Below are 22,168 nucleotides of genomic sequence, written 5' to 3' on the forward strand. Positions count from 1 at the left end.
TCCCGCTCATGTCACTCTCAACCCTCATGAACGGGGCTATTGCTGCCGCAGAATGAGGGACGGGGATGTCTCGTTTTTCCACTATCAAAACGATTGCGTCGACTCTCACTGTCGCGGTCGCTTTGGGATTCGTGATGCAATACGGAGAGTCTGACTCTGGCGCTGGCACGTCGGAGGCCGGCAGCGACAACAGAATTGCACCCCAGACAATGATGATGGCGACAAACGCCCAGGGCGAGGCTGTGTTTGGCGTGCCCGATGTCGTCACCAGCCCATTGGATCACGCAAGCAACGTGCGGCCGATTGTTGCAGTTGACGTGGTCTATACCGAACTTGACCCGCCTTCCTTGGGTACAATTCAATCAAACCCAGTCGACGGCTGCGAGACTGCGCTGACCGCAAAACGTCATGCGGCCGCGATGATTGAACTGACGGTGTCAGCCCCTTGCTTGCAAGAAGAAGATTTCGTCATTCAGCATGAGAGCCTCGTCATTGCGGGTGTCACCGACGATGAAGGGTTGGCAGTTATCATGGCCCCGGCCCTACTGGCGCAGGCCAGTTTTTCGGTCGCCTTTGACAACGTACTTGAAGCCACAACAGACATCTTCGTTCCAGAGATCCGTCAGTATGATCGCGCGGTGTTGCAGTGGCAAACGGCTGACAACATGCGCCTGCACGCGTTGGAAGGTGGCGCAGGCATCGGTGATGCTGGTCACATCTGGTCCGCATCCATTCACACCGCCGAAGACGCACGTGCAGGCACGAATGGCTTTGTCGCCTTCCTGGGATCGACCGATACTGAAATCCCCTACCAGGCCGAGGTTTATACTTTCCCATCTGGCCAAGCGAGCCGTGACGGCGGCGTCACTCTGATGGTGGGTGTTGGTGTGACAAAGGACAACTGCGCCCGCGAAATCGATGCAGCAACGATCCAGACCAGTGCGGGGCAGATACTCGCCCAATCAGATGTCATCGTGCAGATGCCAGCGTGTGATCAGGTTGGTGAAGTTGCACTGCAGGACGACAAGTTCACCGATCTGCAACTGGCATCAAACTAAACCACATCAAACAAGCCTTCTGCGCGAAAACTCAGCTCGCAAGATTTTCCGACGATCAGATGGTCATGCAGCGTTACCCCCAATGCGTTCGCCGCGACGTTGATTTTCTGGGTCATCTCGATATCGGCGGGTGACGGCGTCGGGTCCCCAGAGGGGTGATTATGCACCAAGATCAACGCAGCGGCATTCAATTCCAACGCCCGTTTGACAACTTCGCGTGGGTAGACCGGTACGTGATCAAGCGTGCCTTGGGCTTGCTCCTCATCCGCGATCAGCACGTTCTTGGTGTCGAGAAAGAGGATGCGAAACTGTTCGGTCTCACGGTGCGCCATCGTCGTGTGACAATAGTCCAGCAAGGCGTTCCAACTGGATACAACATGCCGTTGCATCACCTTGGCGCGTGACAGGCGATGCGCCGCCGCCTCGACAACTTTGAGCTCGGTCACAACCGCACCTCCGACACCGTCAACTTGCGTCAGCTGCGTTGGGCGCGCTGATAGGACCCGGTTGAAATCGCCAAATGTATCGATCAGTCGCCGCGCGAGCGGTTTCACATCTTGGCGCGGCAACGCGCGAAATAGGACAAGTTCCAGCAACTCATAGTCGGGCATGGCTGCGGCTCCTCCGGTCATGAACCGCTCACGCAGGCGTTTGCGGTGGTCGCGCATGTAAGACGGCACACGGCCCTTAGCCAACGGCGGAGCGTCCGCAACATCGTCATGATCAGGGAAAAGAGAGGGGATTTCAGCAAACTGGGACATAAGCCCAGTTTGCTGGATCGGTGGTTACTGCGTGGTTAACGCTAGCTTTTCATGGAGTCCCAAAAACCCTTGACCGTGTCGAAGAAGTTGGACCCCTGCGGGTTGTTTTCTTCGCTGAGCTGATCAAATTCCTTGAGGATCTCGCGTTGGCGTGCGGTCAATTTGACCGGCGTTTCGACGACCAGTTCAATGAACATATCACCGGTGCCACCGCCACGCAGTGCGGGCATGCCTTTGCCACGCAGGCGCATCTGGCGGCCTGACTGCGACCCTTCGGGCACCTTCACCCGGCTGCGCCCGCCATCAATGGTGGGCACTTCGATTTCGCCACCCAATGCGGCCGTCGCAATGGAAACCGGGACGCGGCAATAAAGACTGTTTCCATCCCGTTCGAACAGCGCGTGATCCTGCACCTCGATAAAGATGTAAAGGTCACCTGTTGGCCCGCCACGCATGCCCGCTTCGCCTTCGCCAGCAAGACGAATGCGCGTGCCGGTTTCAACGCCGGTCGGGATATTGACCGAGAGTGATTTCTCTTTCTCGACGCGGCCTTGGCCGTGGCAAACCTTGCAGGGGTTCTTAATTGTCTGGCCCATGCCGGAACAGGTTGGGCATGTCCGTTCGACCGTAAAGAACCCTTGCTGCGCGCGCACCTTGCCAATGCCGGAACAGGTGGGACAGGTCTGCGGTTCTGAGCCACCTTCGGCACCGGTGCCGCTACAGGATGCACAGCCGACAGCCGTGGGGACCGTGATGGTCTTTTGCAGGCCAGCGTAAGCGTCTTCGAGGTTGATGCGCAGGTTATACCGCAGGTCATTGCCGCGCTGGGCCGCACTGCGGCGCCCGCCGCCGCGTCCGCCCATGAAATCACCAAACAGATCATCGAAGACGTCAGAGAAGGCACTGCCAAAATCGCCTTGCCCGCCACGAGGTCCACCGCCGCCCATACCGTTTTCAAACGCCGCATGACCATAGCGGTCATAAGCGGCTTTCTTGTTCTCGTCTTTCAGGACTTCATAAGCCTCATTGGCTTCTTTGAACTGAGATTCGGCGTTGGGATTGTCGGCGTTGCGATCTGGATGCAGTTCTTTCGCCTTTTGGCGATAGCCCTTTTTAATCTCGGCGGCATCAGCGCCTTTGGCGACACCAAGCACATCGTAATAGTCACGTTTTGCCATGATATTTTCCCCCTTGGGAATGAAAAAAGACCGGCCCGGTTTTTGGGCCGGTCAATTCTCAGAGGCTTGCAGCCTTAGTTGTCGCGCTTGTCGTCGCCCAGATCTTCAAAATCCGCATCAAGGATTTCTTCGTCTGCACCGGGTGCATCAGGCTCTGCTTCGCCAGCCTCTTCCTGGCTGGCTTTGTAGATGGCTTCGCCCAGCTTCATGGCTGATTCTGTGACGTTCTGGACGCCGGACTTGATCTTGTCGGCATTCTCGCCTTCCAGATCGTCCTTAAGTGCGGCAATCGCCAGTTCGATCGCTTCGATCGTGGTTGGGTCCACCTTGTCGGCATGCTCTTCCATCGACTTTTCGGTCGAGTGGATCAGGCTCTCTGCCTGGTTTTTCGCATCCACCAATTCACGGCGTTCCTTGTCGGCCTCGGCATTCGCCTCGGCGTCCTTGACCATTGCTTCGATATCGTCATCCGACAGACCACCAGAGGCTTGGATCGTGATTTTCTGCTCTTTGCCGGTGCCTTTGTCCTTGGCGCCAACTTCAACGATGCCGTTGGCGTCAATGTCGAAGGTGACTTCGATCTGCGGCAGGCCGCGCGGCGCTGGTGGAATGTCCTCAAGGTTGAACTGACCCAACATTTTGTTGTCAGCGGCCATCTCACGCTCACCTTGGAACACACGTAGTGTCACGGCGTTCTGGTTGTCTTCGGCGGTCGAGAAGACCTGAGACTTCTTCGTCGGGATCGTTGTGTTGCGGTCGATCAGACGGGTGAACACACCGCCAAGGGTTTCGATCCCCAGCGACAATGGTGTCACGTCCAGCAGAACCACGTCTTTGACGTCGCCTTGCAGAACGCCGGCCTGAATGGCGGCACCCATGGCAACCACTTCGTCAGGGTTCACGCCTTGATGGGCTTCTTTGCCAAAGAACTTGGCAACTTCTTCCTTCACCTTCGGCATGCGTGTCATACCACCGACAAGGACAACCTCATCAATGTCGGATGTGGACAGGCCTGCATCCTTGATGGCGTCCTTACACGGCTTGATCGACTGTTTGATCAAGTCGGACACAAGGCTTTCCAGCTTGGCGCGTGTCAGCTTCATCACCATGTGCAACGGCTGCCCGTTTGACCCCATAGAGATAAATGGCTGGTTGATTTCGGTGCTCGAAGACGAAGACAGCTCGATCTTTGCTTTCTCGGCAGCTTCTTTCAGACGCTGCAGCGCCATCTTGTCTTTGGTCAGGTCGACCTGGTTCTCTTTTTTGAACTCACCGGCAAGGTAGTTGACGATGCGCATGTCAAAGTCTTCACCACCAAGGAACGTATCACCGTTGGTGGACTTCACTTCGAAAAGGCCGTCGTCGATCTCAAGGACCGTGACGTCGAATGTACCGCCGCCAAGGTCATAGACAGCGATGGTTTTGCTGTCTTTCTTGTCGAGGCCATAGGCAAGCGCCGCCGCAGTCGGCTCGTTGATGATCCGCAGCACTTCGAGGCCAGCAATCTTACCGGCGTCTTTGGTTGCCTGACGCTGGGCGTCGTTAAAGTAGGCAGGAACCGTGATAACGGCCTGTGTAACGTCTTCGCCAAGATAGCTTTCGGCGGTTTCTTTCATCTTACCAAGGATGAAAGCAGAGATCTGGCTGGGGGAATACTTCTCGCCCTTGGCCTCGACCCATGCGTCGCCATTGCCACCGTTGATGATTTCGAACGGCATGTTCTTTTTCTCTTTGGCGAGGTCTTTGTCGTCGAACCGACGACCGATCAGACGCTTCACAGCAAAGATTGTGTTTTCGGGGTTGGTCACGGCCTGGCGTTTCGCCGGCTGGCCAACAAGGCGTTCATCATCTGTGAACGCAACGATTGATGGCGTCGTGCGCGCACCTTCGGCGTTTTCAACTACACGTGGCTTTGCACCATCCATGATGGCGATGCAGGAGTTCGTGGTTCCCAGGTCGATACCAATAACTTTGGCCATTTTTCAAATCCCTCTAGTTCAGGCGGTTTGAGCAGCGCGAGCCCATTGCGGCACTCGTGCCAATTAGATGTCGTCGGTTCAGGGCGAGGCCTGAATCTTTGATCTTGGCGTATATAGGGTTGGCTTATTTAGCCTGCAACGCCTCAAGTAGGGCAATTTGATGAAAATAGCGGAAAAACGTGGGTTACATCGGGTGTTTTGCAGGATTCGGTCAGCGACCTGCGGCCCAGCTGATTGATGCATGCTGCCGCGAGAAGAATTCGCCCATCAATCCGATCATCAGGCACACCAGCGCAAGATAGAGAGGATAGGTCGTTGATGTCACATGCGGGTTGTAGTGCAGAAAGACAGCGCCCCTGATCTGATCGATGGTGTGAAACAGGGGGTTCCATTCAAAATAGGGCAAAAGATGCGCTGGCAGGGTATTCACGACAAGCATTTTACCCGAAAAAATCATGTTTGATCGCCGGTAAAGCTGCATCAGGATCGTTGTGAACTTTGGAAACCACGGTCTTAGCGCGAGAAAGAGCAGCCCCACGGCACATCCGGTGAACCAGGCCAAAAGGAAAAACCCAAAGGCCGGAATGGGATCGTCGATCACCACAGGTGTAAAGGCGGCGTGGTAAATGCCCAGCACGAAAACCAACGTCAGGAATTGCTGATACAAACAGGCCATGGCCGCCGCGACAATGGCGATGATAGTGTTCATCGGCCCATGCAGCATCATCGCCGAAGTGGAGCTGCCCGCGCCTGCCACCTCTTTCACAGCTTTGATGTGGGTCAGGAACAGAAACACACCTGTGATCAAAAACAGCAGCATATCACCCCTGATCGGTGAACTGCGCATCCCTAGCACACGGAAAAACAGATAGAACATGCCGACAAGCATGACGCCTTGCATCATGTTCAGCAGGAGCGCCACAATCGCATTGCGGTGCCCGCTGCGGGCGCTGCGCACGATCGAGTGGTAAACAACCGTAAGCATCGCCACGAAGCTCTGCGTCTTTGTTCTGTTTACTCTGACCTGAAACATGTCCTGCTTTCGTGAAGGCGCCGGATAACAGTGCCAAGATAACCTTGATGATCGTTTGACGAAACACCATAAACAGCCCAATCAGGGCAAATTGATGGCGGGTACAAACTTGGATTTTGACAAACTGACAGCGGTAATGCGCGAACTGGCACTTCAGGCCGGGGACAAAATCATGGAGATTTATGCCGCCGATGACTTTGAGGTGCGCGCCAAAAGCGACGAAAGCCCGGTAACTGTCGCCGATGAGGCCGCAGATGCAATCATCAGCGCTGGTCTGCGTTCCGCTTTTCCCGATGTCCCGTTGGTGACAGAGGAACAGGCAGCCTCGCATACGCAGACTGTCAGCACGTTCCTGATTGTCGATCCGCTGGATGGGACCAAAGAATTCATCAAACGTCGTGGAGATTTTACCGTCAACATCGCCTATGTCGTTGACGGCGCCCCGGTTCGGGGGGTTGTCTATGCGCCCGCCAAAGAACGCCTGTTCTACACAAATGCCGACGGCCAAGCCGTTGAAGAAAGCGCCCCATTTGCAAAGGGGACCATTGGTGCGCTTCAGCCGATCCGGGTTTCGACGCCGGACAATGCAGCATTGCTTGTTGTTGCCTCCAAATCGCATCGTGATCAGGCGACAGATGATTACATCAGCAAATATGCTGCAAAAGACATGAAAAGCGCGGGGTCGTCGCTCAAGTTCTGCCTTGTCGCTACCGGTGAGGCGGACATCTACCCGCGGCTTGGTCGCACGATGGAGTGGGACACAGCCGCAGGTGATGCAGTGTTGCGTGGTGCCGGCGGTGCTGTTGTCCGGTTCGATGATCATTCCGTGCTGCGCTACGGCAAACCCGGATTTGAGAATCCGTTCTTTATCGCGCATGCTCCCGGTGTTGGGTTGGAGCAGCCCTGATGTCCGTTCTCATCGCCATTCCCGCCCGCTATGCCTCGTCCCGCTATCCCGGTAAGCCATTGGTAGAGCTGCGCGGGGCGGGCGGTGTGTCCAAAAGCCTTATCCGCCGGTCTTGGGACGCGGCCCAGCAAGTCAGCGGTGTCGATCGCGTTGTGGTGACAACAGATGATGACCGCATTGCCGATGCTGCGCGCAGTTTCGGAGCAGAGGTCGTGATGACGTCGACGGAGTGTCAGAACGGGACCGAGCGCTGTGCCGAAACTGTGCAAACACTTGCCGAGGAATTCGAGATTGTCGTTAACCTGCAAGGTGATGCACCGCTGACCCCCGCTTGGTTCATCGAGGATCTGGTCGCAGGCCTGCGCGCAAATCCAAAGGCAGATGTAGCCACGCCTGTTTTGCGGACTGATGCGCGCGCGTTGAACGGATTGCTGCTGGACCGCAAAGAAGGGCGGGTTGGCGGCACAACCGCCGTCTTTGGTGCGGATCACAACGCTCTTTATTTCTCAAAAGAAGTTATTCCCTTTCGGGGCAAAACCTATGCCGAGGGCGATGAGACTCCAGTGTTCCACCATGTGGGTGTCTACGCTTACCGCCCAGATGCGCTCGCGGCTTATGCGGGCTGGCCGACTGGACCGCTGGAACAACTCGAAGGGCTAGAGCAATTGCGCTTTCTTGAGCGGGGCGTGCCGATGCTTTGCGTCGAAGTGGCCGCTAAGGGGCGGCAGTTCTGGGAGTTGAATAACCCAGAGGACGTTCCACTTATCGAAGAAATGCTTGCGGAAATGGGGCACATGTAACTGCTGAATTGTGCTATGCCTTCGCAACTGCACCAAAATTTCTTTGTTGTGTCTTAATGCGATGATGATACGGAAACATGGTTAAACTAGTGAATTCAGTGAAGGCAAATTAATGAATAGAAGAGTCTCAAAGGCGATCTTTCCCGTTGCGGGTCTTGGCACGCGGTTCCTTCCAGCGACCAAATCCGTTCCCAAAGAAATTATGACTTTGGTTGACCGTCCCTTGATCCAATACGCGATTGATGAGGCGCGGGCAGCAGGCATCGAGGACTTTATCTTTGTTACCTCGCGTGGGAAATCCGCGCTTGAGGATTATTTTGACCTTGCCCCAGATCTGGAATCCGCGTTGGAGCAGAAGGGCAAGACAGAGCTTCTGGAAATTCTGCGGTCAACAAATATGGACAGCGGCACCATTGCCTATCTGCGCCAACACAAGGCGCTTGGTCTTGGTCACGCTGTATCCTGCGCGCGCAAACTCATCGGTGATGAACCGTTCGCCGTGATCCTGCCCGATGACGTGATTGCGGCAGAAAAACCCTGCTTGCAGCAGATGGTTGAGGCCTATCAGGATACTGGCGGGGCGATGGTTGCCGCGATGGAAGTCGCGCCCGAGCAGACATCATCCTACGGTGTTTTGGACGTTGCCGACCAAAATGGTGCGGTGACCAAGGTGCGCGGTATGGTCGAAAAGCCAGCGCAGGGCACGGCCCCGTCCAACCTTGCAGTCATTGGCCGTTATATTCTGACCCCGCAGGTCCTTAAGAACATGGATAGCATTGGTAGAGGCGCTGGAGGTGAAATCCAGCTGACCGACGCCATCGCCCAAGAAATCACCGCCGGGCGTGACGTGTTTGGTTATAGCTTCAAGGGCGAACGCTATGATTGCGGGTCCAAGGCGGGGTTCTTGCAGGCCACGGTTGCCTTTGCGCTAGCGCGCGACGATTTGCGGGATGATCTGGCTGGTTTTCTGGCAGACTTGCATAACGGACAGCAGGCCTAACGACAGGACAGGGTGCCCATGACAGCTGCCAAAGACCGGCTGAACAGTTTTGGGCACGCCTATCGGCTTCGTTGGAAGCGGCGGCGGTTGTTGTTTCGCATCTGGCGCAAGCGACGCCAGATTGCCGTCCGCTCTGACAAAACAAAGCAGATTTCACCTGACGCAATCCTCGCCTTTGCGACGATACGCAATGAGATGCTGCGCCTGCCATACTTCCTTGCGCACTACCGTAAGCTGGGCGTTGATCACTTTCTGATCGTGGACAATGACAGCGACGATGGGACGGCGGCGTATCTGGCACAGCAGCCGGATGTCTCTGTTTGGCATACATCGCGCAGCTACCGTTTAGCGCGGTTTGGCATGGATTGGGTGGGATGGCTGTTGTGGCAATTTGGGCATGGCCACTGGTGTCTGACCGTCGATGCGGATGAACTGCTGGTCTACCCGCAAAGCGCGGAACGTGATTTGAAATCACTGACCGCTTGGCTGGATAAGCGGGGCCGGACGAGTTTCGGCGCGATGATGTTGGACCTTTATCCCAAAGGACCACTGGAGGATGTAACCTATGCGCCGGGGGATGATCCGACGCGCGTGCTGAATTGGTTTGATCGGGGAAACTATCGGCAACAAACGCACGCATACTATGGCAATCAATGGATTCAGGGCGGTGTCCGGGAACGCGTGTTTTTTCGCGATGAGCCTGCACGCGCGCCAACCCTGAACAAGACGCCGCTGGTACGGTGGCATTGGCGCTATGCCTATGTTAGTGCGACGCATCAGATATTGCCGCGGCAATTGCACGACGTGTTCGCCGAGAATACAGCAAGCGGAGCGCTGCTGCACACCAAGTTTTTACCCAACATTGGACAGAAATCTGCGGAAGAACTGGTTCGTAAACAGCATTTTGAGAATACGGCGCGATATGAAAGCTATCACCAGCAACTGACCCGCAATCCGGTCCTGTGGCATGAGGGATCTGAAGAATATGTGGGAACTGAGCAACTGGTGGAACTGGGCCTGATATCCAAAGGGGATTGGGTCTGATATGCTGGGCAAAACAAGACGATAGGCGACGACGGGCTTTGGGTATTCTAACATCATATCGGCTGCGGTTGCAGCGGCGGCGCTGGCGCTTGCGGGCCAAGCACAAAGCACGCGAGCTGACGGCGGTTGCTGATCGGACCAGCAAGATTGCCCCGAATGATATCCTGCTGTTCAGCACCTTCCGGAACGAAGACGTGCGCCTGCCCTATTTTCTGGATTACTATCGCAACCTTGGCATCAATCACTTCCTGATGGTCGATAACGGCAGTGAAGATGGCGGGCAGACCTTTATGAAGGACCAGCCTGACGTGTCGCTTTGGACCACCGACGCGGGGTATGGCGATGCCCGTTTCGGGATGGATTGGCTGACCCATCTGCAGGGCAAATATGCCCCCGGTCATTGGGCACTGACCGTTGATGTGGACGAGTTCTTTGTCTACCCGTTCTGCGATACGCGCCCTTTGCGTGGTCTAGCCGATTGGCTGGACGCATCCGAGGTGCGGTCTTTCGGGGCGATGTTACTGGATATGTATCCCAAGGGTCCCGTCGGGCACACATCATACGAAAGAGGGGCCGATCCGTTTGAAGTGTTAAACTGGTTTGATCCGGGCAACTACATCATTTCACGCAATCCGCTGTTGCAAAACCTGTGGATCCAAGGCGGCCCGCGCGCACGGACCTTCTTTGCCAGCAAGCCAAAACAGGCACCTGCGCTGAACAAAATACCGTTCGTGAAATGGCAAAGCCCCTACGCCTACGTCAGTTCGACCCATATGATGCTGCCGCGCGGCCTGAACCTTGTTTATGACCAGCAAGGTGGGGAAAAGGCCTCTGGCGTGTTGTTACATGCCAAGTTCCTGAACACTTTCGCAGATCGTGCATCGCATGAGGCTGCGCGCGCCGAACACTACAGGGATGGGAGTGAATACAAGTCTTATGCCGAACGCCATGGTGCCGATCCTGATCTGTGGTGTCAGTGGAGCGAGAAATACATCAACTGGCGACAACTCGAAGTGTTGGGGCTGATGTCCAAGGGGAACTGGGCATGACGCTGGGTGTGATCATGCTGGTGCACAACGCTTTTGAGCGCGCCGAACAGATGGCGCGCCACTGGACGGATGCGGGTTGCCCGGTGGTGATCCATGTCGACAGCAACGTTGCGGCCACCGACTATGATCGGTTTGTGCAAGTGTTGGGCGGGATCGAGACTCTGCGCTTCTCTAAGCGGCACAGATGTGAATGGGGCACCTGGGAAATGGTGGTTGCCACGCAAGATGCCGCCACGCTGATGCTGGAAGAGTTTGCAGACGTCAGTCACGTCTACCTTGCCTCTGGCGCCTGCCTGCCGCTGCGGCCATTGGCCGAGCTTTGTGAATACCTTGATCGGCATCCCGACACGGATTTCATTGAAAGTGCGACAACCGCAGATGTACCTTGGACGGTCGGTGGGCTGGACCGCGAGCGGTTCACGCTGCGGTTTCCCTTTGCATGGAAAAAGCATCGGCGCATCTTTGACGGGTTCGTCCGCGCGCAGCAGCTTGTCAGGTACAAGCGCAGCATTCCCGAAGGGCTGGTACCGCATATGGGGTCGCAGTGGTGGTGCCTGACCAGGCAAACCCTTGATGCGATCCTCAGGGACCGAAACCGTGACAGATATGACCGGTATTTTCGGCAGGTCTGGATTCCCGATGAAAGCTATTACCAAACACTGACGCGGCTTCATGCGCGCCGGGTAGAAAGCCGCTCACTCACCCTGTCGAAGTTCGACTTTCAGGGCAAACCACACATCTTTTTCGATGACCATCTAGAGCTTTTGCAACGCTCTGGCTGCTTTGTTGCGCGCAAGATCTGGCGGCATGCAGGGCTGCTTTACCGCAATTTCCCTCGGCCCGCCGACCCCGAACGCGCGAAGGCCGAGCCTCGCACAGGAACCGTTGACCGCCTGTTCTCCCATGCCGTTGAGCGGCGGACGTTAGGGCGGCCGGGACTTTACATGCAAAGCCGCTTTCCCAACAGAGAAAGCCAGAACAGTTTCGCGGCGGCACCCTATGCTGTCTTGCAAGGGTTTGATGATATCTTTCCTGCGTTCCAGCCTTGGTTAACCAAACAAACCGGGGCCGCTGTGCATGGCCGGTTGTTTGCCAAGGACAGGGCGCATTTTGCCGACGACAGCACCGTCTATCGTGGGGGCATTTCTGACAATGCGCGTTTGCGCGACTATAACGGCAGCATGTTCCTGACCAACCTGATCTGGAACGCACGCGATCTGCACCACTGTTTTCAGTTTGGACCAACCGACAGTCAGGACATCCGCTGGACCGTTGCAAAAGACACCAATGCAAGTATCTGGGTCGTTTCGGGCGCATGGTCGGTGCCGCTGTTCCTTTCTGGCCGTTCCGCCGGAGAGATGCGCACAGAGGCCGCGCGATTGCAGCAGATCGAAGCAAAGTTCCTGAAATCCCTGCGGTCGCCAAATGCCCGCGCGCGGATCCATATCACGACGCTCTCTGACTTTATCGAAGCGCCGATGGAAACCCTGCAAACCATCATTGATGACATCGCAGGCCATAAGGGTAATGCCTTGGCTGAAGTGCCAAAGATGGCTGATCTGACCGGGTTGCCTGAGTTTCTACAGGACCTCAAAAATCAGGGGATGCATCCCTTTCTTACCGGCGACATCACCGAACAAAGTACACAACCGGCCGCAGGGACGGCGCGCCGCAAACCCTATGTGATCTCGCGGAAATGAGCAGGTTTGACAGTTTCATCCTGCTTGCGGAAATGCGGACGGGGTCCAATTTCCTAGAAGCCAACCTGAACATGATCGATGGCATCACTTGCCATGGCGAGGCGTTCAACCCGGCATTTGTGGGATATCCTAAGACAGATGCCCTATTGGGAATTGACCGCGAAGCGCGTGAGAATGACCCAGATGCGCTATTGGAAAATATCAGGCAAAGCGACGCGTTGGGTGGCTTCCGGTTCTTCAACGACCATGACCCAAGGGTGTTGAGCACCTGCATTGATGATCCCCGATGCGCCAAGATTATCCTCACACGTAATCCCGTTGATAGTTTTATCAGTTGGAAGATTGCGCAGGCCACGGGACAGTGGAAACTAACCAACGCCACCCATGCCAAATCCCACCAGGTGGCGTTCGAACCGGAGGCGTTTGAGACGCATCTGGAGGCGATTCAGGCCTTTCAAACCCGCGTTCAACGGGCGTTGCAGGTGTCCGGTCAGACGGCGTTCTATATCAATTACGATGATCTACGCGACGTTGATGTCATCAATGGTCTGGCGCAGTTTCTTGGTGCAAAGGGGCGCTTGCCTAACATCAACAAGAAGCTGAAAAAGCAAAACCCAGCCCCGCTGGACCAGAAGGTCAGCAACTTTGATGAAATGCAGAAGGCCCTGCGCCAGTTGGATCGGTTTGATTTGGGGCGTACCCCCCATTTTGAGCCCAAACGCGGACCAGCGGTGCCGACCTATGTGGCGGCAGCGCAATCCGGGCTGTTATACATGCCATTGCGATCCGGGCCTGATGTGGCAGTACAGGCTTGGCTGACCGGGCTGGATGGCGTGGACGAAGGGCAGTTGCTGACCAAGCTCTCGCAAAAGACCCTGCGTAGATGGCAGTCAGACCATAAACCGCACCGCAGTTTCACCGTCCTGCGCCATCCGGTAGCGCGCGCGCATGCCGCATTCTGCGACCGTATCTTGGGCGACAGACCGGGCAGTTTCCCCGAGATCAGGGCTAACCTGCGCAAGGTGCATAACCTGCCACTGCCAGAGCATGTGCCGGATCTGACCGATCCCGGCTATGACATTGCGGGTCACAAGGCGGCGTTTCACGGGTTTCTTGGCTTCTTGCGCAGTAACTTGGCTGGCCAAACCAGCATCCGGGTTGATCCTGCCTGGGCGGGGCAACTGACCTTACTACACGGCATCGCGCAGTTGGTGCCGCCAGATTTGATCTTGCGAGAAGAAACATTGGCGAATGATCTGACGGCATTGGCGGCACAGATCGGACGCGACGCGCCTGTATTGGGGGATACGGATCACCCTCAGACTGCTTTGCTGCGCCAGATCTACGACAGTAACACAGAGAAAGCAGCGCGGGCGGCTTACGCCCGCGACTATACTGTTTTTGGATTTGAGGATTGGGCCTAAGCTGCTTGCGAAGCCTGTACTTCGGTCAGGATCGCATGCAGCGTACTGGCGTCACTGTTCGCGCGCAGTTTGGCACAAGTGCCGTGGTCGCGCAGGGTGCGCGAGACAAGTGCGAGCGCTTTGAGGTGATCGACGCCAGCATTTTCGGGGGCAATTAGGGCAAAAACCAGATCAACCGGCTGCCGGTCAACGGACTCAAAGCTCAGCGGTTTTTCGAGGCGCAGGAACAAGCCAATCACCTGATCCACATTCGCCAGTCGTGCGTGGGGCAGTGCCACGCCCTGCCCCACGCCTGTTGGTCCCAGACCTTCGCGTTCGATCAGCGCATCAATGACGCCGCCCGCATTCAGGCCATGGCTGGCCTCGGCCAGTTCGCCAAGATCATGAAAGAGGCGTTTCTTGCTAGTGCAAGACGCAATAGATTTAACCGCATTCGGCTTTAGGAGGGTGCCAAGTTGCATTGCGCGTAACTCTCATCAAGTTGTTGGAATTACCCGGATGTCCGGGGATCTATCCAGCCAATATTTCCATCGTCGCGTCGATACACGACGTTTATTCCACTATGTTTCTCGTTTCGAAAGACCAGAACTGGAGAGCTAGCGATTTCCATCTGCATTACAGCTTCGCCGACCGAGAGAGACGGAATTTTTGTTTCCATTTCGGCGACAATCATCGCGGTTACTGTATCTTGTTCGGCCTTATCCGACTCGTCCGTTGGAGCGAGGATATAGGACCCGGCATCTGAAAGTTCAACAGGTTGTGAACGTTCTTTGTGATGGTCCTTTAGACGGCGTTTGTAGCGGCGCAACTGTTTGTCCATCTTTTCGGAACTTGCATCAAATGCTGCGTAAATTTCGTGCGCCTTCCCAGTGGCTTGCGCGTTCAGACCAGTCGAAAGGTGCACAACGGATTCGCAGACGTATTCATTGCCCGACTTTGAAAAAACCACATTCGCTTCGGTCGGTCGGCCGGCATATTTGCTTAGCATGTCGTCCAACTCGGTGCGCACATGGGTTTGTAGAGCCGCGCCAATGTCGATTTGCTTTCCGCTGATTTGGTAACGCATCGTTTCTCCTTTTTTGGGTCATGACGGCATGATCGCGACGCCTGCCAAGGCAGTCAGTGACCGGACCGTTATGTGAGTGGTAAGTGATAACGCCCTGAATTCATTTGCTTTACCAGCATTCTTCGGCGGAGCGCCGATAGACATGCGGGAAAAGATCTCGGGTCAGTCATCACCTACATTTGGCGATGAATCCCTTGGTGTTGTCAATGATGCAGTGGGGGAATAGCTGAAAAGAATCAGTTCACGCGGAAATTATTGCCAAGATAAACGCGGCGCACGTTTTCGTCCGCGATCACTTCCTGGGTGGTCCCGCTCATCAGTACTTTGCCGTCATGCAAGATATAGGCGCGGTCCACGATCTGCAGTGTTTCCTGCACGTTATGGTCCGTGATTAACACGCCAATACCGCGGTTCTTGAGGTCAGCCACCAGATGGCGGATTTCGCCCACGGCAATCGGGTCAACCCCGGCAAAAGGTTCATCCAGCAACACATACTTCGGGCCTGCCGCCAAACAGCGCGCAATTTCAACCCGGCGGCGTTCACCACCTGACAGGGCTAGGGCGGATGCGCGACGCAGGTGCTCAATCGAAAACTCCGAGAGCAATTCTTCCAACCGCTCCCGCTGGCGGTGCTTGCTGCGCACCGCGATTTCGAGGATCGACATAATGTTGTCTTCGACAGTCATGCCGCGAAAAATAGACATCTCTTGCGGCAGGTAACCGATGCCCAACTGAGCCCGGCGATACATTGGCAGCGTCGTCACCTCGCGCCCGTCAATGACGACGCGCCCGCCTTCGGGTGTCACAAGCCCTGCGATGGAATAAAAACAAGTGGTTTTACCAGAGCCATTTGGACCCAATAGCGCGACGACCTCGCCCCGGCCCAAATCCATGCTGACGTCGCGGATCACAGGCCGTTTGCGATAGCTTTTGCGCAGGTTGCTGATGTGCAATCCTACGTTGCCATCCTGCACTGAAAGGGTCGGCGCATCGGACATTAGTTGTTGCCTTGCTGCAAAACTGTACGCACACGGCCCGCCATGGTGGCGGTGCCGTCATCGACGTTAATGATCATCTCTTCGGCCGATATGGCGCTTGCACCTTGAGTTAACAAGACCTCGCCACGCAAAGACAAAAGACCGGTCTCGATATTGTAGTCAGCGCTTTGCGCTTCTGCGGCCTCTGCGGTGGTCACAAAGGTTACGCCGCCCGTCGCAATCAAACGCGCGATCTGCGACGTGTCGGCGCCATAGATCACTTCGACCCGTTCGGCGGTCAGGCGCAGGTCGCCTTGCCCGATAAACACATCACCTTCAAAGACAGCGACACCGGTGTCCTGATCGACCGAAAGACTGTCAGCTGTGACCTCAATCGCGGAGGTGGTATCAACCGTCATGCCACCAAGATCGACATTGGTTTGCGCCGCAAGACCGCTTGCCATGGCGACACACAGCAATGCGCTTAGCAAAATCTGTTTCAGCATCTGGTGTCGATCCTTTTTTACGGCGTTTGCGGTTTGTATAACAGGCGCACCCCGTTGGTGAACAGCATCTGCTGACCCAGCGCATCGGATGTGACGCTGAACGTGACATTTCCCGCTGTCAGTTCGCCAAATGGTGCGCGGATTTCTATCAAACCGAGGGACTCCATCACGCCTGTATTCAGGTCCGCAATCAGCCCGTTTGTTTCCATCCTGTAGCCGGACGATGTCTCTAGCCTTGCCAGTCCTAGGAATTGCGCAATCCGTTTGCGTCCTTCTATTTCGCCCAATGGCGCGGTCACCTGAACGTAGCTGCCATCGGTGTTGTCCATGCGCAGAAAGATGTCATCGACGCTGACGGTATCGGGTTCGTCGCTGTCGGGGCGTGCGGATTTGGCCGATATGACCACCACAGCCCCCTCGTCCGTGACCCCTGAAAACTCTGGCGCTGACACCCGTTGTTCGCGGGCGATGCGCGCGACCTCTTCCAGATCAATGTCTGTGGGCTGTGTTGGGGTGCGGGCGAAAAGGAACAATGTCGAAAGAAGCGCCAGCGCACAAATAGGAAGCAGAATCTTTGCCCACCCCACAATTTGCGAATGCAGGTTGCTTGTGTCGGGCATGGTCAGATGATGCCCGCGCGCAGGCAGTCGTGGATATGCAGGATTCCTACGGCTTTGCCTTGCGCGCCGGGATCAACAGCGAAAAGGCAGGTGATTTTCTTTGCGTTCATCAACGCTACAGCCTCTTCGGCCAATGCGTCAGGTGACACTGTTGTGGGCTCAACCGTCATGACCTCACGCGCGGTGTGGTCCAAGAGCCCAGCCATATGCCGCCGCAAATCACCATCCGTGATTACGCCAACCAAGGCACCATCCGCATCAGTCACGCCAACAACGCCAAATCCCTTCTGGCTGATCGCCAAGAGCGCCTCACCCATGGGTGTATCGTCTGAAACCAGCGGCATTGCGCCATCGCCATGCATCAGATCAGAGACTTTCGACAGCCGCGCGCCCAGTTTGCCGCCGGGATGGAATTCGCGGAAATTTTCAGGCGTGAAGTCCCGGTGCTCCATCAAGGCGACGGCCAGCGCGTCACCCAAGGCTAGCGTCATTGTGGTCGAAACCGTTGGCACGACGCCAGTGCCGCAAGCCTCGCCGAGATTGGGCAAGATGATAGCCACGTCGGCGCGCTGCAAAAGAGTGCTGTGCTGCTTGGCGGCGACGCCGATCATCGGGATGCCAAAGCGCCGGGTATAGGCGACCAGATCGGCCAGTTCGGGTGTTTCACCTGAATTTGACAGAACCAGCACCACATCGCCGCGCGTCATCATGCCAAGGTCGCCATGGCTCGCCTCGGCGGGATGCACAAAATGGGCGGGCGTGCCGGTGCTGGCAAAGGTCGCTGCAATCTTGCGTGCGATATGTCCTGATTTACCCATGCCGCTGACGATCACCCGCCCCTTGGCATTCAAGAGCAGATCAACGGCCTGCGCAAAACTGTCCCCCAGCTGATCGGCAAGCGTATTAAGCGCCTCGGCCTCTTGCCGGATCACCTTTTGCGCGGTGGCGTGGAACTTGGCGGGATCAGTCATGAATGCGCAAAGATGTCCGTCTCTGGCCAGCCTGCCAAGTCAAGCTCTGCTCGGGTGGGCAGAAAGTCAAAGCAGCTTTGGGCGATTTCGGTGCGACCTTCGCGTGCCAACAGTACATCGAACTTGTTTTTGAGCTGGTGAAGGTAAAGCACATCAGACGCAGCATAATCGAGCTGGGCGTTGGACAGGATATCCGCACCCCAATCGCTTTGCTGCTGTTGTTTCGAAATATCGATGCTCAGCAGTTCTTGTAGCAGGTTCTTTAGCCCGTGCCGGTCGGTATATGTGCGCACCAGTCGCGATGCTATTTTGGTGCAAAAGACTGGTGCGGTGCGGGCGCCAAAGCTGTGCATCAGTGCGGCGATGTCAAAGCGGCCAAAGTGAAAAATCTTGAGCACATCAGGGTTTTCCAGCATGGCGCAGAGATTGGGTGCTGCTGTTTGGCCTTTGGCCACCTGCACCAGATGGCATTCACCGTCACCGCCGGACATTTGGATCAGGCACAGCCGGTCACGGTGTGGGTTCAGCCCCATGGTTTCGCAGTCGATGGCGACAACAGAACCAAGGTCAAGCCCGTCGGGCAGATCGTTTTGATATAGATGGTTGGCCATTGCGTGCCCTTTCGGCCTGTGCTGTTGAGCTTTCAGATACGGTGTCCGACCCCAATCCTCAAGGGCGCTTGGTTCATAACATGCATCACGGCCTTAGGCGGATGCTGCGAAGTCCGGGCTGATATCGAGCGCCTTGTCTGCGTTTATCTGCAGCCACTTATGGAAGTCGTTTGGCGACATTGGCTTACCATAGCCAAAGCCTTGCGCTACCGCACAGCCGCGCTTGTTCAGATGCGTTGCCTGTGTTCTTTGCTCGACCCCTTCGGCAACGACCTGCAACCCAAGTTCTGCCGCTAGCGCCAGAATAGCCCGCACAATGCTGTCTGCCCCCTGATCCGGCAAAAGGCTGACCAGTGATCGGTCAAGTTTGAGTCCTGTCAGGGGAAGTTGGGCCAGCCTTGAGAAAGAGGCGAACCCGGTTCCAAAGTCGTCAAGTTCAACGGCGACACCGGACTCTGCCAGACTATCGATATTGATCGCAACGATATCGTCATCGCCACTGATAAATGTGGTTTCCAGCAGTTCTACATTCACTTGATCTGCATCCAGCCCAGAGCGTTGCAATGCCAGCAGAAACCGTTCGAGAAAATGGGGGTCTGCGATGGTGTCAGGTGCCACATTGAGCGAGATACAGGGATGCCAGACACCTTCATCTTGCCAATTCCGGGCGTATCGCAATGCGGCGGCCCAGACGGCGTGATCAAGATCGATCATCAACCCTGCCCGTTCTGCAGCAGGAAGGAAATGAAACGGTGACAACAACCCGCGGGTTGGGTGGCGCCATCTTGCAAGCACTTCTGCCCCATGTAGGCGACCATCATCCAGTCGCACTTGTGGTTGGAACCATGGTTCGATTTCGCCGTTTTTTATGGCGTCAAGCAAATCGATTTGCAGGTTTTGGAATTGGTCCAACTCGGTCCGCAGGCCGGTGGTAAACTCATGCGCGGTCTTGCCACCGGCGGATTTTGCAGACTGCAACGCCACGGCTGCATCTGCGACAATCTCAAGCGGTGCGCGCGTTTGCGTACCAACCGTGAGATAGCCAATGCTAGCGTTGGTTGGTATGCGCCGCCCCTTGATCGTGTATGGTTGATCGAGCGAGGCCATGATGCGCCCGATGACAACTTTGGCCGGTTCCGATGAAATCAGCACAAATTCATCGTTGCCCATGTAACCCACGAAGTCTTCTTCATCGACACAGCTTTTCAATGCCTCGCTGATGGCAATGAGCAGCGCGTCACCTTAATCTGCGCCCAGTGACTCATTCAGCGCCTTGAAGTCATCCAGACCAACCAGAAGCAAGGCACTTTCGCTGATGCTTTTGTCGGCGATGGCATTTGTCATGAATTCCGAAAGGCTTTTGCGGTTGGGCAGGTCGGTTAGTGGATCATGCCCAACCAAATAGGCAAGCCGCTCGTTCATGTCTTTGAGTTGTGCCCCTGAGTTACGCAACACAGAGGTTTGACGCCGCAATCTGCGGAAGGTTGATCGAACCAAGCGGTCAGCGGGCAAGAAGATGAGGAAAATCTCTGCCAGCAGCACGCAGATGGAAACGACAAACAGGGCAACCCTGAGATCGAATGCCCTTTTCGACGTGGCTACCATTTGGTTCGAGAAAAACGATGTCAGCTCTGTCAGTTCTTGCTGCAGGCCGCCGTTGACAAATAGATCCTGCAATCTTGTTAGCGCTTCGGCCTGTTGCGATCCGGTCACCTCGGTGACCAAAGTGGCGAGAGAAAGGAATTCTCGAATCCGATAAAAAAGCGGTGCGTCACCTTCAAACAGACGTTGTTCGACCGGAGCCCCCAGATCGCTTGTATTGGCAAGCGTGTGGTGAAGATCACGAAGCTGAAGAATTGCTTTGTTGAGTTGCCGCATGTCGGCAGTATCCCCAACAACCAATGCTGTGGCCGCTTCTACTACGGTTTGGGCGTGAAGCAGTTGCAATGTGCTTGCTTCGATGACGTCAGATGCGCGTCGACTGTTCGCTGCCTCGACCCGGTCGAGAAGATGATTGCCCAGAAAAAGACAAAAGATAATAGAGATTGCAACGCTGTAGTGAACCCACAGTCGCTCTGGATTGCGCAGTTCTATGCGCGCAAGAAGACGTCTTGCCTGCTGTAAAACTGCATTCATTCCGGATATTCCCACGAAACTCTTGGGGAACAATATTGTCCGATTGTTTAAGGTATCGTTGAAGCCAAGAAGTTTTGGAGATTTTGGTTAAAGATCAAACCGTTTCCTGATCCGATCAACGCGGGTGCCATCGCGCAGTGGCACATCGATCAACCGGGCATAGTCCACAAAACCCAGCCCGCCATAGTAACGCAGCCCCGGCACATTGTCGGCGCGGATCGTCGCATCAATGGTTTTGACGCCTGCCTTGCGCGCGGCCTTTTGCGTGGCTTTAAACAGCATCTGGCCAATCCCTTGCCCCGCCGCCTCAATCGCAACAAAGCTCGCGATAACCGCCCAGCCGTCTGGCATTGGCGGTTCGGGGTTTGGCCAGCCAACCCACTGAAAGCCAAGTACGGCCCCACCCTGTTTGGCCACATGGCAGCAAACCAGTTCGGGCGGGGAAATATAGTGTAGCTGCATCCTTTCGGTGTCGTAGGGCGTCTGATGGGCGGTTGTGCCACCGCGCGCAATGATCGCGTTCAGAACCATGGTCATGCCAGGCGCGTCGTCTGACGCGGCGGTTGCGATTATCATAGGGCGTCTGCCAATGCGCGATAAAGACTTGTGAATTCATCGCGGGCTTCGACTGGCGCACGCAGCCGGATGCGAAGTGTCTTGACCAGTGCGGCATCCTGTTTGCCAAAGAACTTGTCAGCTTCGGCTTCGGAGAATCCAGCGATCTGCACGGCCTCAAGCCAGGCCGACAGTTTGTCGGCCTTCTTGATCTGGCGCTTTACCGTTGTCGGTATTTGCGCAGGCAGGCCAAAACGCAAGTGAATAGCCGCCGTCAGACGCTCATCAAGGGCGCCATAGCCGGGGCCAACGGCTGCTTTCACGGGGCTGATCATATCGCCAATGACATATTCAGGTGCATCATGGAGCAATGCCGCCAAGCGCCACTTTGTCGGGGCCTTGGGGTGTTGGCGCGTAAAAATTTCGGTCACCAACAGCGAGTGTTCGGCGACGGAATAGGCAAAATCACCCTGCGTCTGGCCATTCCAACGCGCAACAAAAGCAAGGCCATGGGCGATGTCCTCAATCTCGATATCCATCGGTGTGGGGTCCAGCAGATCCAATCTGCGCCCCGACAGCATGCGCTGCCATGCTCTGGGTTGTGGTTTGGGCATGGGTGCTCCGCGAAATGACCTTTGAAATGACATAGAGCGTGTGCATAGACAGGTAAACCAAGCGGCACCGAAACCAGGTGCATCTTTGGTTAACCAATGCACCTTAAAGCAGGATTGAGGCCCGGTTGCGTGGGCTGTGACGTTGCGCCCATTGTGGCAAGGCTTTGGCCCTGCTATCA

At 55.8% G+C, this 22,168-nt stretch carries 22 protein-coding genes and 1 pseudogene; 8 read left to right on the forward strand and 15 right to left on the reverse strand.

All coding sequences use genetic code 11. From position 1 onward, the window contains the following. Positions 1–215: 215 nt before the first annotated feature. A complete protein-coding gene (locus DHN10_RS00865; RefSeq protein WP_159086884.1) occupies positions 216–1,058 on the forward strand; it encodes a hypothetical protein in 843 nt (280 codons plus the stop codon). Here the strand turns inward: DHN10_RS00865 and radC are convergent. From radC to DHN10_RS00885, 4 genes are all read right to left on the reverse strand, one after another. After that, positions 1,055–1,819 carry a RadC family protein gene (radC, locus tag DHN10_RS00870; RefSeq protein WP_108813371.1) on the reverse strand — a complete coding sequence of 255 codons (765 nt, stop codon included), beginning with the start codon at positions 1,817–1,819 and terminating at the stop codon, positions 1,055–1,057. The genes DHN10_RS00865 and radC overlap by 4 nt on opposite strands. Positions 1,820–1,860: 41 nt before the next feature. Next, complete coding sequence (gene dnaJ, locus DHN10_RS00875; protein ID WP_108813372.1) at positions 1,861–2,997, reverse strand: molecular chaperone DnaJ; 1,137 nt, start codon at positions 2,995–2,997, stop codon at positions 1,861–1,863. 74 nt (positions 2,998–3,071) lie between these two features. Beyond that, the gene (gene dnaK, locus DHN10_RS00880; RefSeq protein ID WP_108813373.1) at positions 3,072–4,976 is read right to left on the reverse strand and encodes a molecular chaperone DnaK; all 1,905 of its coding nucleotides are present in this window, start codon (positions 4,974–4,976) and stop codon (positions 3,072–3,074) included. Positions 4,977–5,187: 211 nt separating this feature from the next. Continuing rightward, positions 5,188–6,009 (reverse strand): ABC transporter permease, encoded by an 822-nt coding sequence (locus tag DHN10_RS00885; RefSeq protein WP_108813374.1) that lies wholly within the window; start codon positions 6,007–6,009, stop codon positions 5,188–5,190. A gap of 109 nt (positions 6,010–6,118) precedes the next feature. Here DHN10_RS00885 and cysQ point away from each other — a divergent pair, with 109 nt between their 5' ends. From cysQ to DHN10_RS00920, 7 genes are all read left to right on the forward strand, one after another. Continuing rightward, positions 6,119–6,916, forward strand: coding sequence for a 3'(2'),5'-bisphosphate nucleotidase CysQ (gene cysQ, locus DHN10_RS00890; protein ID WP_108813877.1), 798 nt, complete (start codon positions 6,119–6,121; stop codon positions 6,914–6,916). Further along, entirely contained in the window at positions 6,916–7,716 is an 801-nt protein-coding gene (gene kdsB, locus DHN10_RS00895; RefSeq protein ID WP_108813375.1) for a 3-deoxy-manno-octulosonate cytidylyltransferase, read from the forward strand. The genes cysQ and kdsB overlap by 1 nt, the downstream gene beginning before the upstream one ends. Before the next feature lie 112 nt (positions 7,717–7,828). Continuing rightward, positions 7,829–8,716, forward strand: coding sequence for a UTP--glucose-1-phosphate uridylyltransferase GalU (gene galU / locus DHN10_RS00900; RefSeq protein WP_108813376.1), 888 nt, complete (start codon positions 7,829–7,831; stop codon positions 8,714–8,716). Positions 8,717–8,734: 18 nt separating this feature from the next. Further along, positions 8,735–9,760, forward strand: a complete 1,026-nt coding sequence (locus tag DHN10_RS00905) for a glycosyltransferase family 2 protein (protein WP_108813377.1) — start codon at positions 8,735–8,737, stop codon at positions 9,758–9,760. A 38-nt stretch (positions 9,761–9,798) separates the two neighbouring features. Beyond that, on the forward strand, positions 9,799–10,809 hold the full coding sequence (locus DHN10_RS00910) for a glycosyltransferase family 2 protein (protein WP_108813378.1): 1,011 nt from the start codon (positions 9,799–9,801) through the stop codon (positions 10,807–10,809). Next, a complete protein-coding gene (locus DHN10_RS00915) occupies positions 10,806–12,509 on the forward strand; it encodes a DUF5927 domain-containing protein (RefSeq protein ID WP_108813379.1) in 1,704 nt (567 codons plus the stop codon). Before DHN10_RS00910 ends, DHN10_RS00915 begins: the two co-directional genes overlap by 4 nt. Next, complete coding sequence (locus DHN10_RS00920) at positions 12,506–13,933, forward strand: sulfotransferase family 2 domain-containing protein (RefSeq protein WP_108813380.1); 1,428 nt, start codon at positions 12,506–12,508, stop codon at positions 13,931–13,933. The genes DHN10_RS00915 and DHN10_RS00920 overlap by 4 nt, the downstream gene beginning before the upstream one ends. Here the strand turns inward: DHN10_RS00920 and DHN10_RS00925 are convergent. The 11 genes and pseudogenes from DHN10_RS00925 to DHN10_RS00975 form a co-directional block, all read right to left on the reverse strand. Next, entirely contained in the window at positions 13,930–14,394 is a 465-nt protein-coding gene (locus tag DHN10_RS00925; protein WP_108813381.1) for a PTS sugar transporter subunit IIA, read from the reverse strand. The genes DHN10_RS00920 and DHN10_RS00925 overlap by 4 nt on opposite strands. 29 nt (positions 14,395–14,423) lie before the next feature. After that, positions 14,424–14,999, reverse strand: coding sequence for a ribosome hibernation-promoting factor, HPF/YfiA family (gene hpf, locus DHN10_RS00930; protein WP_108813382.1), 576 nt, complete (start codon positions 14,997–14,999; stop codon positions 14,424–14,426). Positions 15,000–15,235: 236 nt separating this feature from the next. After that, a complete protein-coding gene (gene lptB / locus DHN10_RS00935) occupies positions 15,236–15,997 on the reverse strand; it encodes an LPS export ABC transporter ATP-binding protein (RefSeq protein WP_108813383.1) in 762 nt (253 codons plus the stop codon). Then, positions 15,997–16,482, reverse strand: coding sequence for a lipopolysaccharide transport periplasmic protein LptA (gene lptA / locus DHN10_RS00940; RefSeq protein WP_108813384.1), 486 nt, complete (start codon positions 16,480–16,482; stop codon positions 15,997–15,999). Before lptA ends, lptB begins: the two co-directional genes overlap by 1 nt. Positions 16,483–16,499: 17 nt before the next feature. Next, positions 16,500–17,102, reverse strand: coding sequence for a hypothetical protein (locus tag DHN10_RS00945; RefSeq protein ID WP_108813385.1), 603 nt, complete (start codon positions 17,100–17,102; stop codon positions 16,500–16,502). A 2-nt stretch (positions 17,103–17,104) separates the two neighbouring features. Further along, entirely contained in the window at positions 17,105–18,073 is a 969-nt protein-coding gene (locus tag DHN10_RS00950; protein ID WP_108813386.1) for a KpsF/GutQ family sugar-phosphate isomerase, read from the reverse strand. Beyond that, on the reverse strand, positions 18,070–18,684 hold the full coding sequence (locus tag DHN10_RS00955; RefSeq protein WP_108813387.1) for a ribonuclease D: 615 nt from the start codon (positions 18,682–18,684) through the stop codon (positions 18,070–18,072). The genes DHN10_RS00950 and DHN10_RS00955 overlap by 4 nt, the downstream gene beginning before the upstream one ends. 93 nt (positions 18,685–18,777) lie before the next feature. After that, on the reverse strand, positions 18,778–19,668 hold the full coding sequence (locus tag DHN10_RS00960) for an EAL domain-containing protein (protein ID WP_234416975.1): 891 nt from the start codon (positions 19,666–19,668) through the stop codon (positions 18,778–18,780). Next, positions 19,648–20,820: pseudogene (locus DHN10_RS20125) on the reverse strand (diguanylate cyclase domain-containing protein); the annotation flags it as partial. The gene DHN10_RS00960 and the pseudogene DHN10_RS20125, both read right to left, overlap by 21 nt. 87 nt (positions 20,821–20,907) lie before the next feature. Then, on the reverse strand, positions 20,908–21,396 hold the full coding sequence (locus tag DHN10_RS00970; protein ID WP_108813390.1) for a GNAT family N-acetyltransferase: 489 nt from the start codon (positions 21,394–21,396) through the stop codon (positions 20,908–20,910). Beyond that, positions 21,393–21,989, reverse strand: coding sequence for an HD domain-containing protein (locus DHN10_RS00975; protein WP_108813391.1), 597 nt, complete (start codon positions 21,987–21,989; stop codon positions 21,393–21,395). Before DHN10_RS00975 ends, DHN10_RS00970 begins: the two co-directional genes overlap by 4 nt. Positions 21,990–22,168 lie beyond the last annotated feature (179 nt).

Source organism: Loktanella sp. Alg231-35, assembly GCF_900143545.1.
GTDB lineage: Bacteria > Pseudomonadota > Alphaproteobacteria > Rhodobacterales > Rhodobacteraceae > Yoonia.

What these genes read in the sequence shown, in the direction of transcription:
- DHN10_RS00865 (WP_159086884.1), top strand. Translation starts at nt 216, where the DNA reads ATGGCGACAAACGCCCAGGGCGAGGCTGTGTTTGGCGTGCCCGATGTC.
- radC (WP_108813371.1), bottom strand. Translation starts at nt 1,819, where the DNA reads ATGTCCCAGTTTGCTGAAATCCCCTCTCTTTTCCCTGATCATGACGAT.
- dnaJ (WP_108813372.1), bottom strand. Translation starts at nt 2,997, where the DNA reads ATGGCAAAACGTGACTATTACGATGTGCTTGGTGTCGCCAAAGGCGCT.
- dnaK (WP_108813373.1), bottom strand. Translation starts at nt 4,976, where the DNA reads ATGGCCAAAGTTATTGGTATCGACCTGGGAACCACGAACTCCTGCATC.
- DHN10_RS00885 (WP_108813374.1), bottom strand. Translation starts at nt 6,009, where the DNA reads ATGTTTCAGGTCAGAGTAAACAGAACAAAGACGCAGAGCTTCGTGGCG.
- kdsB (WP_108813375.1), top strand. Translation starts at nt 6,916, where the DNA reads ATGTCCGTTCTCATCGCCATTCCCGCCCGCTATGCCTCGTCCCGCTAT.
- galU (WP_108813376.1), top strand. Translation starts at nt 7,829, where the DNA reads ATGAATAGAAGAGTCTCAAAGGCGATCTTTCCCGTTGCGGGTCTTGGC.
- DHN10_RS00905 (WP_108813377.1), top strand. Translation starts at nt 8,735, where the DNA reads ATGACAGCTGCCAAAGACCGGCTGAACAGTTTTGGGCACGCCTATCGG.
- DHN10_RS00915 (WP_108813379.1), top strand. Translation starts at nt 10,806, where the DNA reads ATGACGCTGGGTGTGATCATGCTGGTGCACAACGCTTTTGAGCGCGCC.
- DHN10_RS00920 (WP_108813380.1), top strand. Translation starts at nt 12,506, where the DNA reads ATGAGCAGGTTTGACAGTTTCATCCTGCTTGCGGAAATGCGGACGGGG.
- DHN10_RS00925 (WP_108813381.1), bottom strand. Translation starts at nt 14,394, where the DNA reads ATGCAACTTGGCACCCTCCTAAAGCCGAATGCGGTTAAATCTATTGCG.
- hpf (WP_108813382.1), bottom strand. Translation starts at nt 14,999, where the DNA reads ATGCGTTACCAAATCAGCGGAAAGCAAATCGACATTGGCGCGGCTCTA.
- lptB (WP_108813383.1), bottom strand. Translation starts at nt 15,997, where the DNA reads ATGTCCGATGCGCCGACCCTTTCAGTGCAGGATGGCAACGTAGGATTG.
- lptA (WP_108813384.1), bottom strand. Translation starts at nt 16,482, where the DNA reads ATGCTGAAACAGATTTTGCTAAGCGCATTGCTGTGTGTCGCCATGGCA.
- DHN10_RS00945 (WP_108813385.1), bottom strand. Translation starts at nt 17,102, where the DNA reads ATGCCCGACACAAGCAACCTGCATTCGCAAATTGTGGGGTGGGCAAAG.
- DHN10_RS00950 (WP_108813386.1), bottom strand. Translation starts at nt 18,073, where the DNA reads ATGACTGATCCCGCCAAGTTCCACGCCACCGCGCAAAAGGTGATCCGG.
- DHN10_RS00955 (WP_108813387.1), bottom strand. Translation starts at nt 18,684, where the DNA reads ATGGCCAACCATCTATATCAAAACGATCTGCCCGACGGGCTTGACCTT.
- DHN10_RS00970 (WP_108813390.1), bottom strand. Translation starts at nt 21,396, where the DNA reads ATGATAATCGCAACCGCCGCGTCAGACGACGCGCCTGGCATGACCATG.
- DHN10_RS00975 (WP_108813391.1), bottom strand. Translation starts at nt 21,989, where the DNA reads ATGCCCAAACCACAACCCAGAGCATGGCAGCGCATGCTGTCGGGGCGC.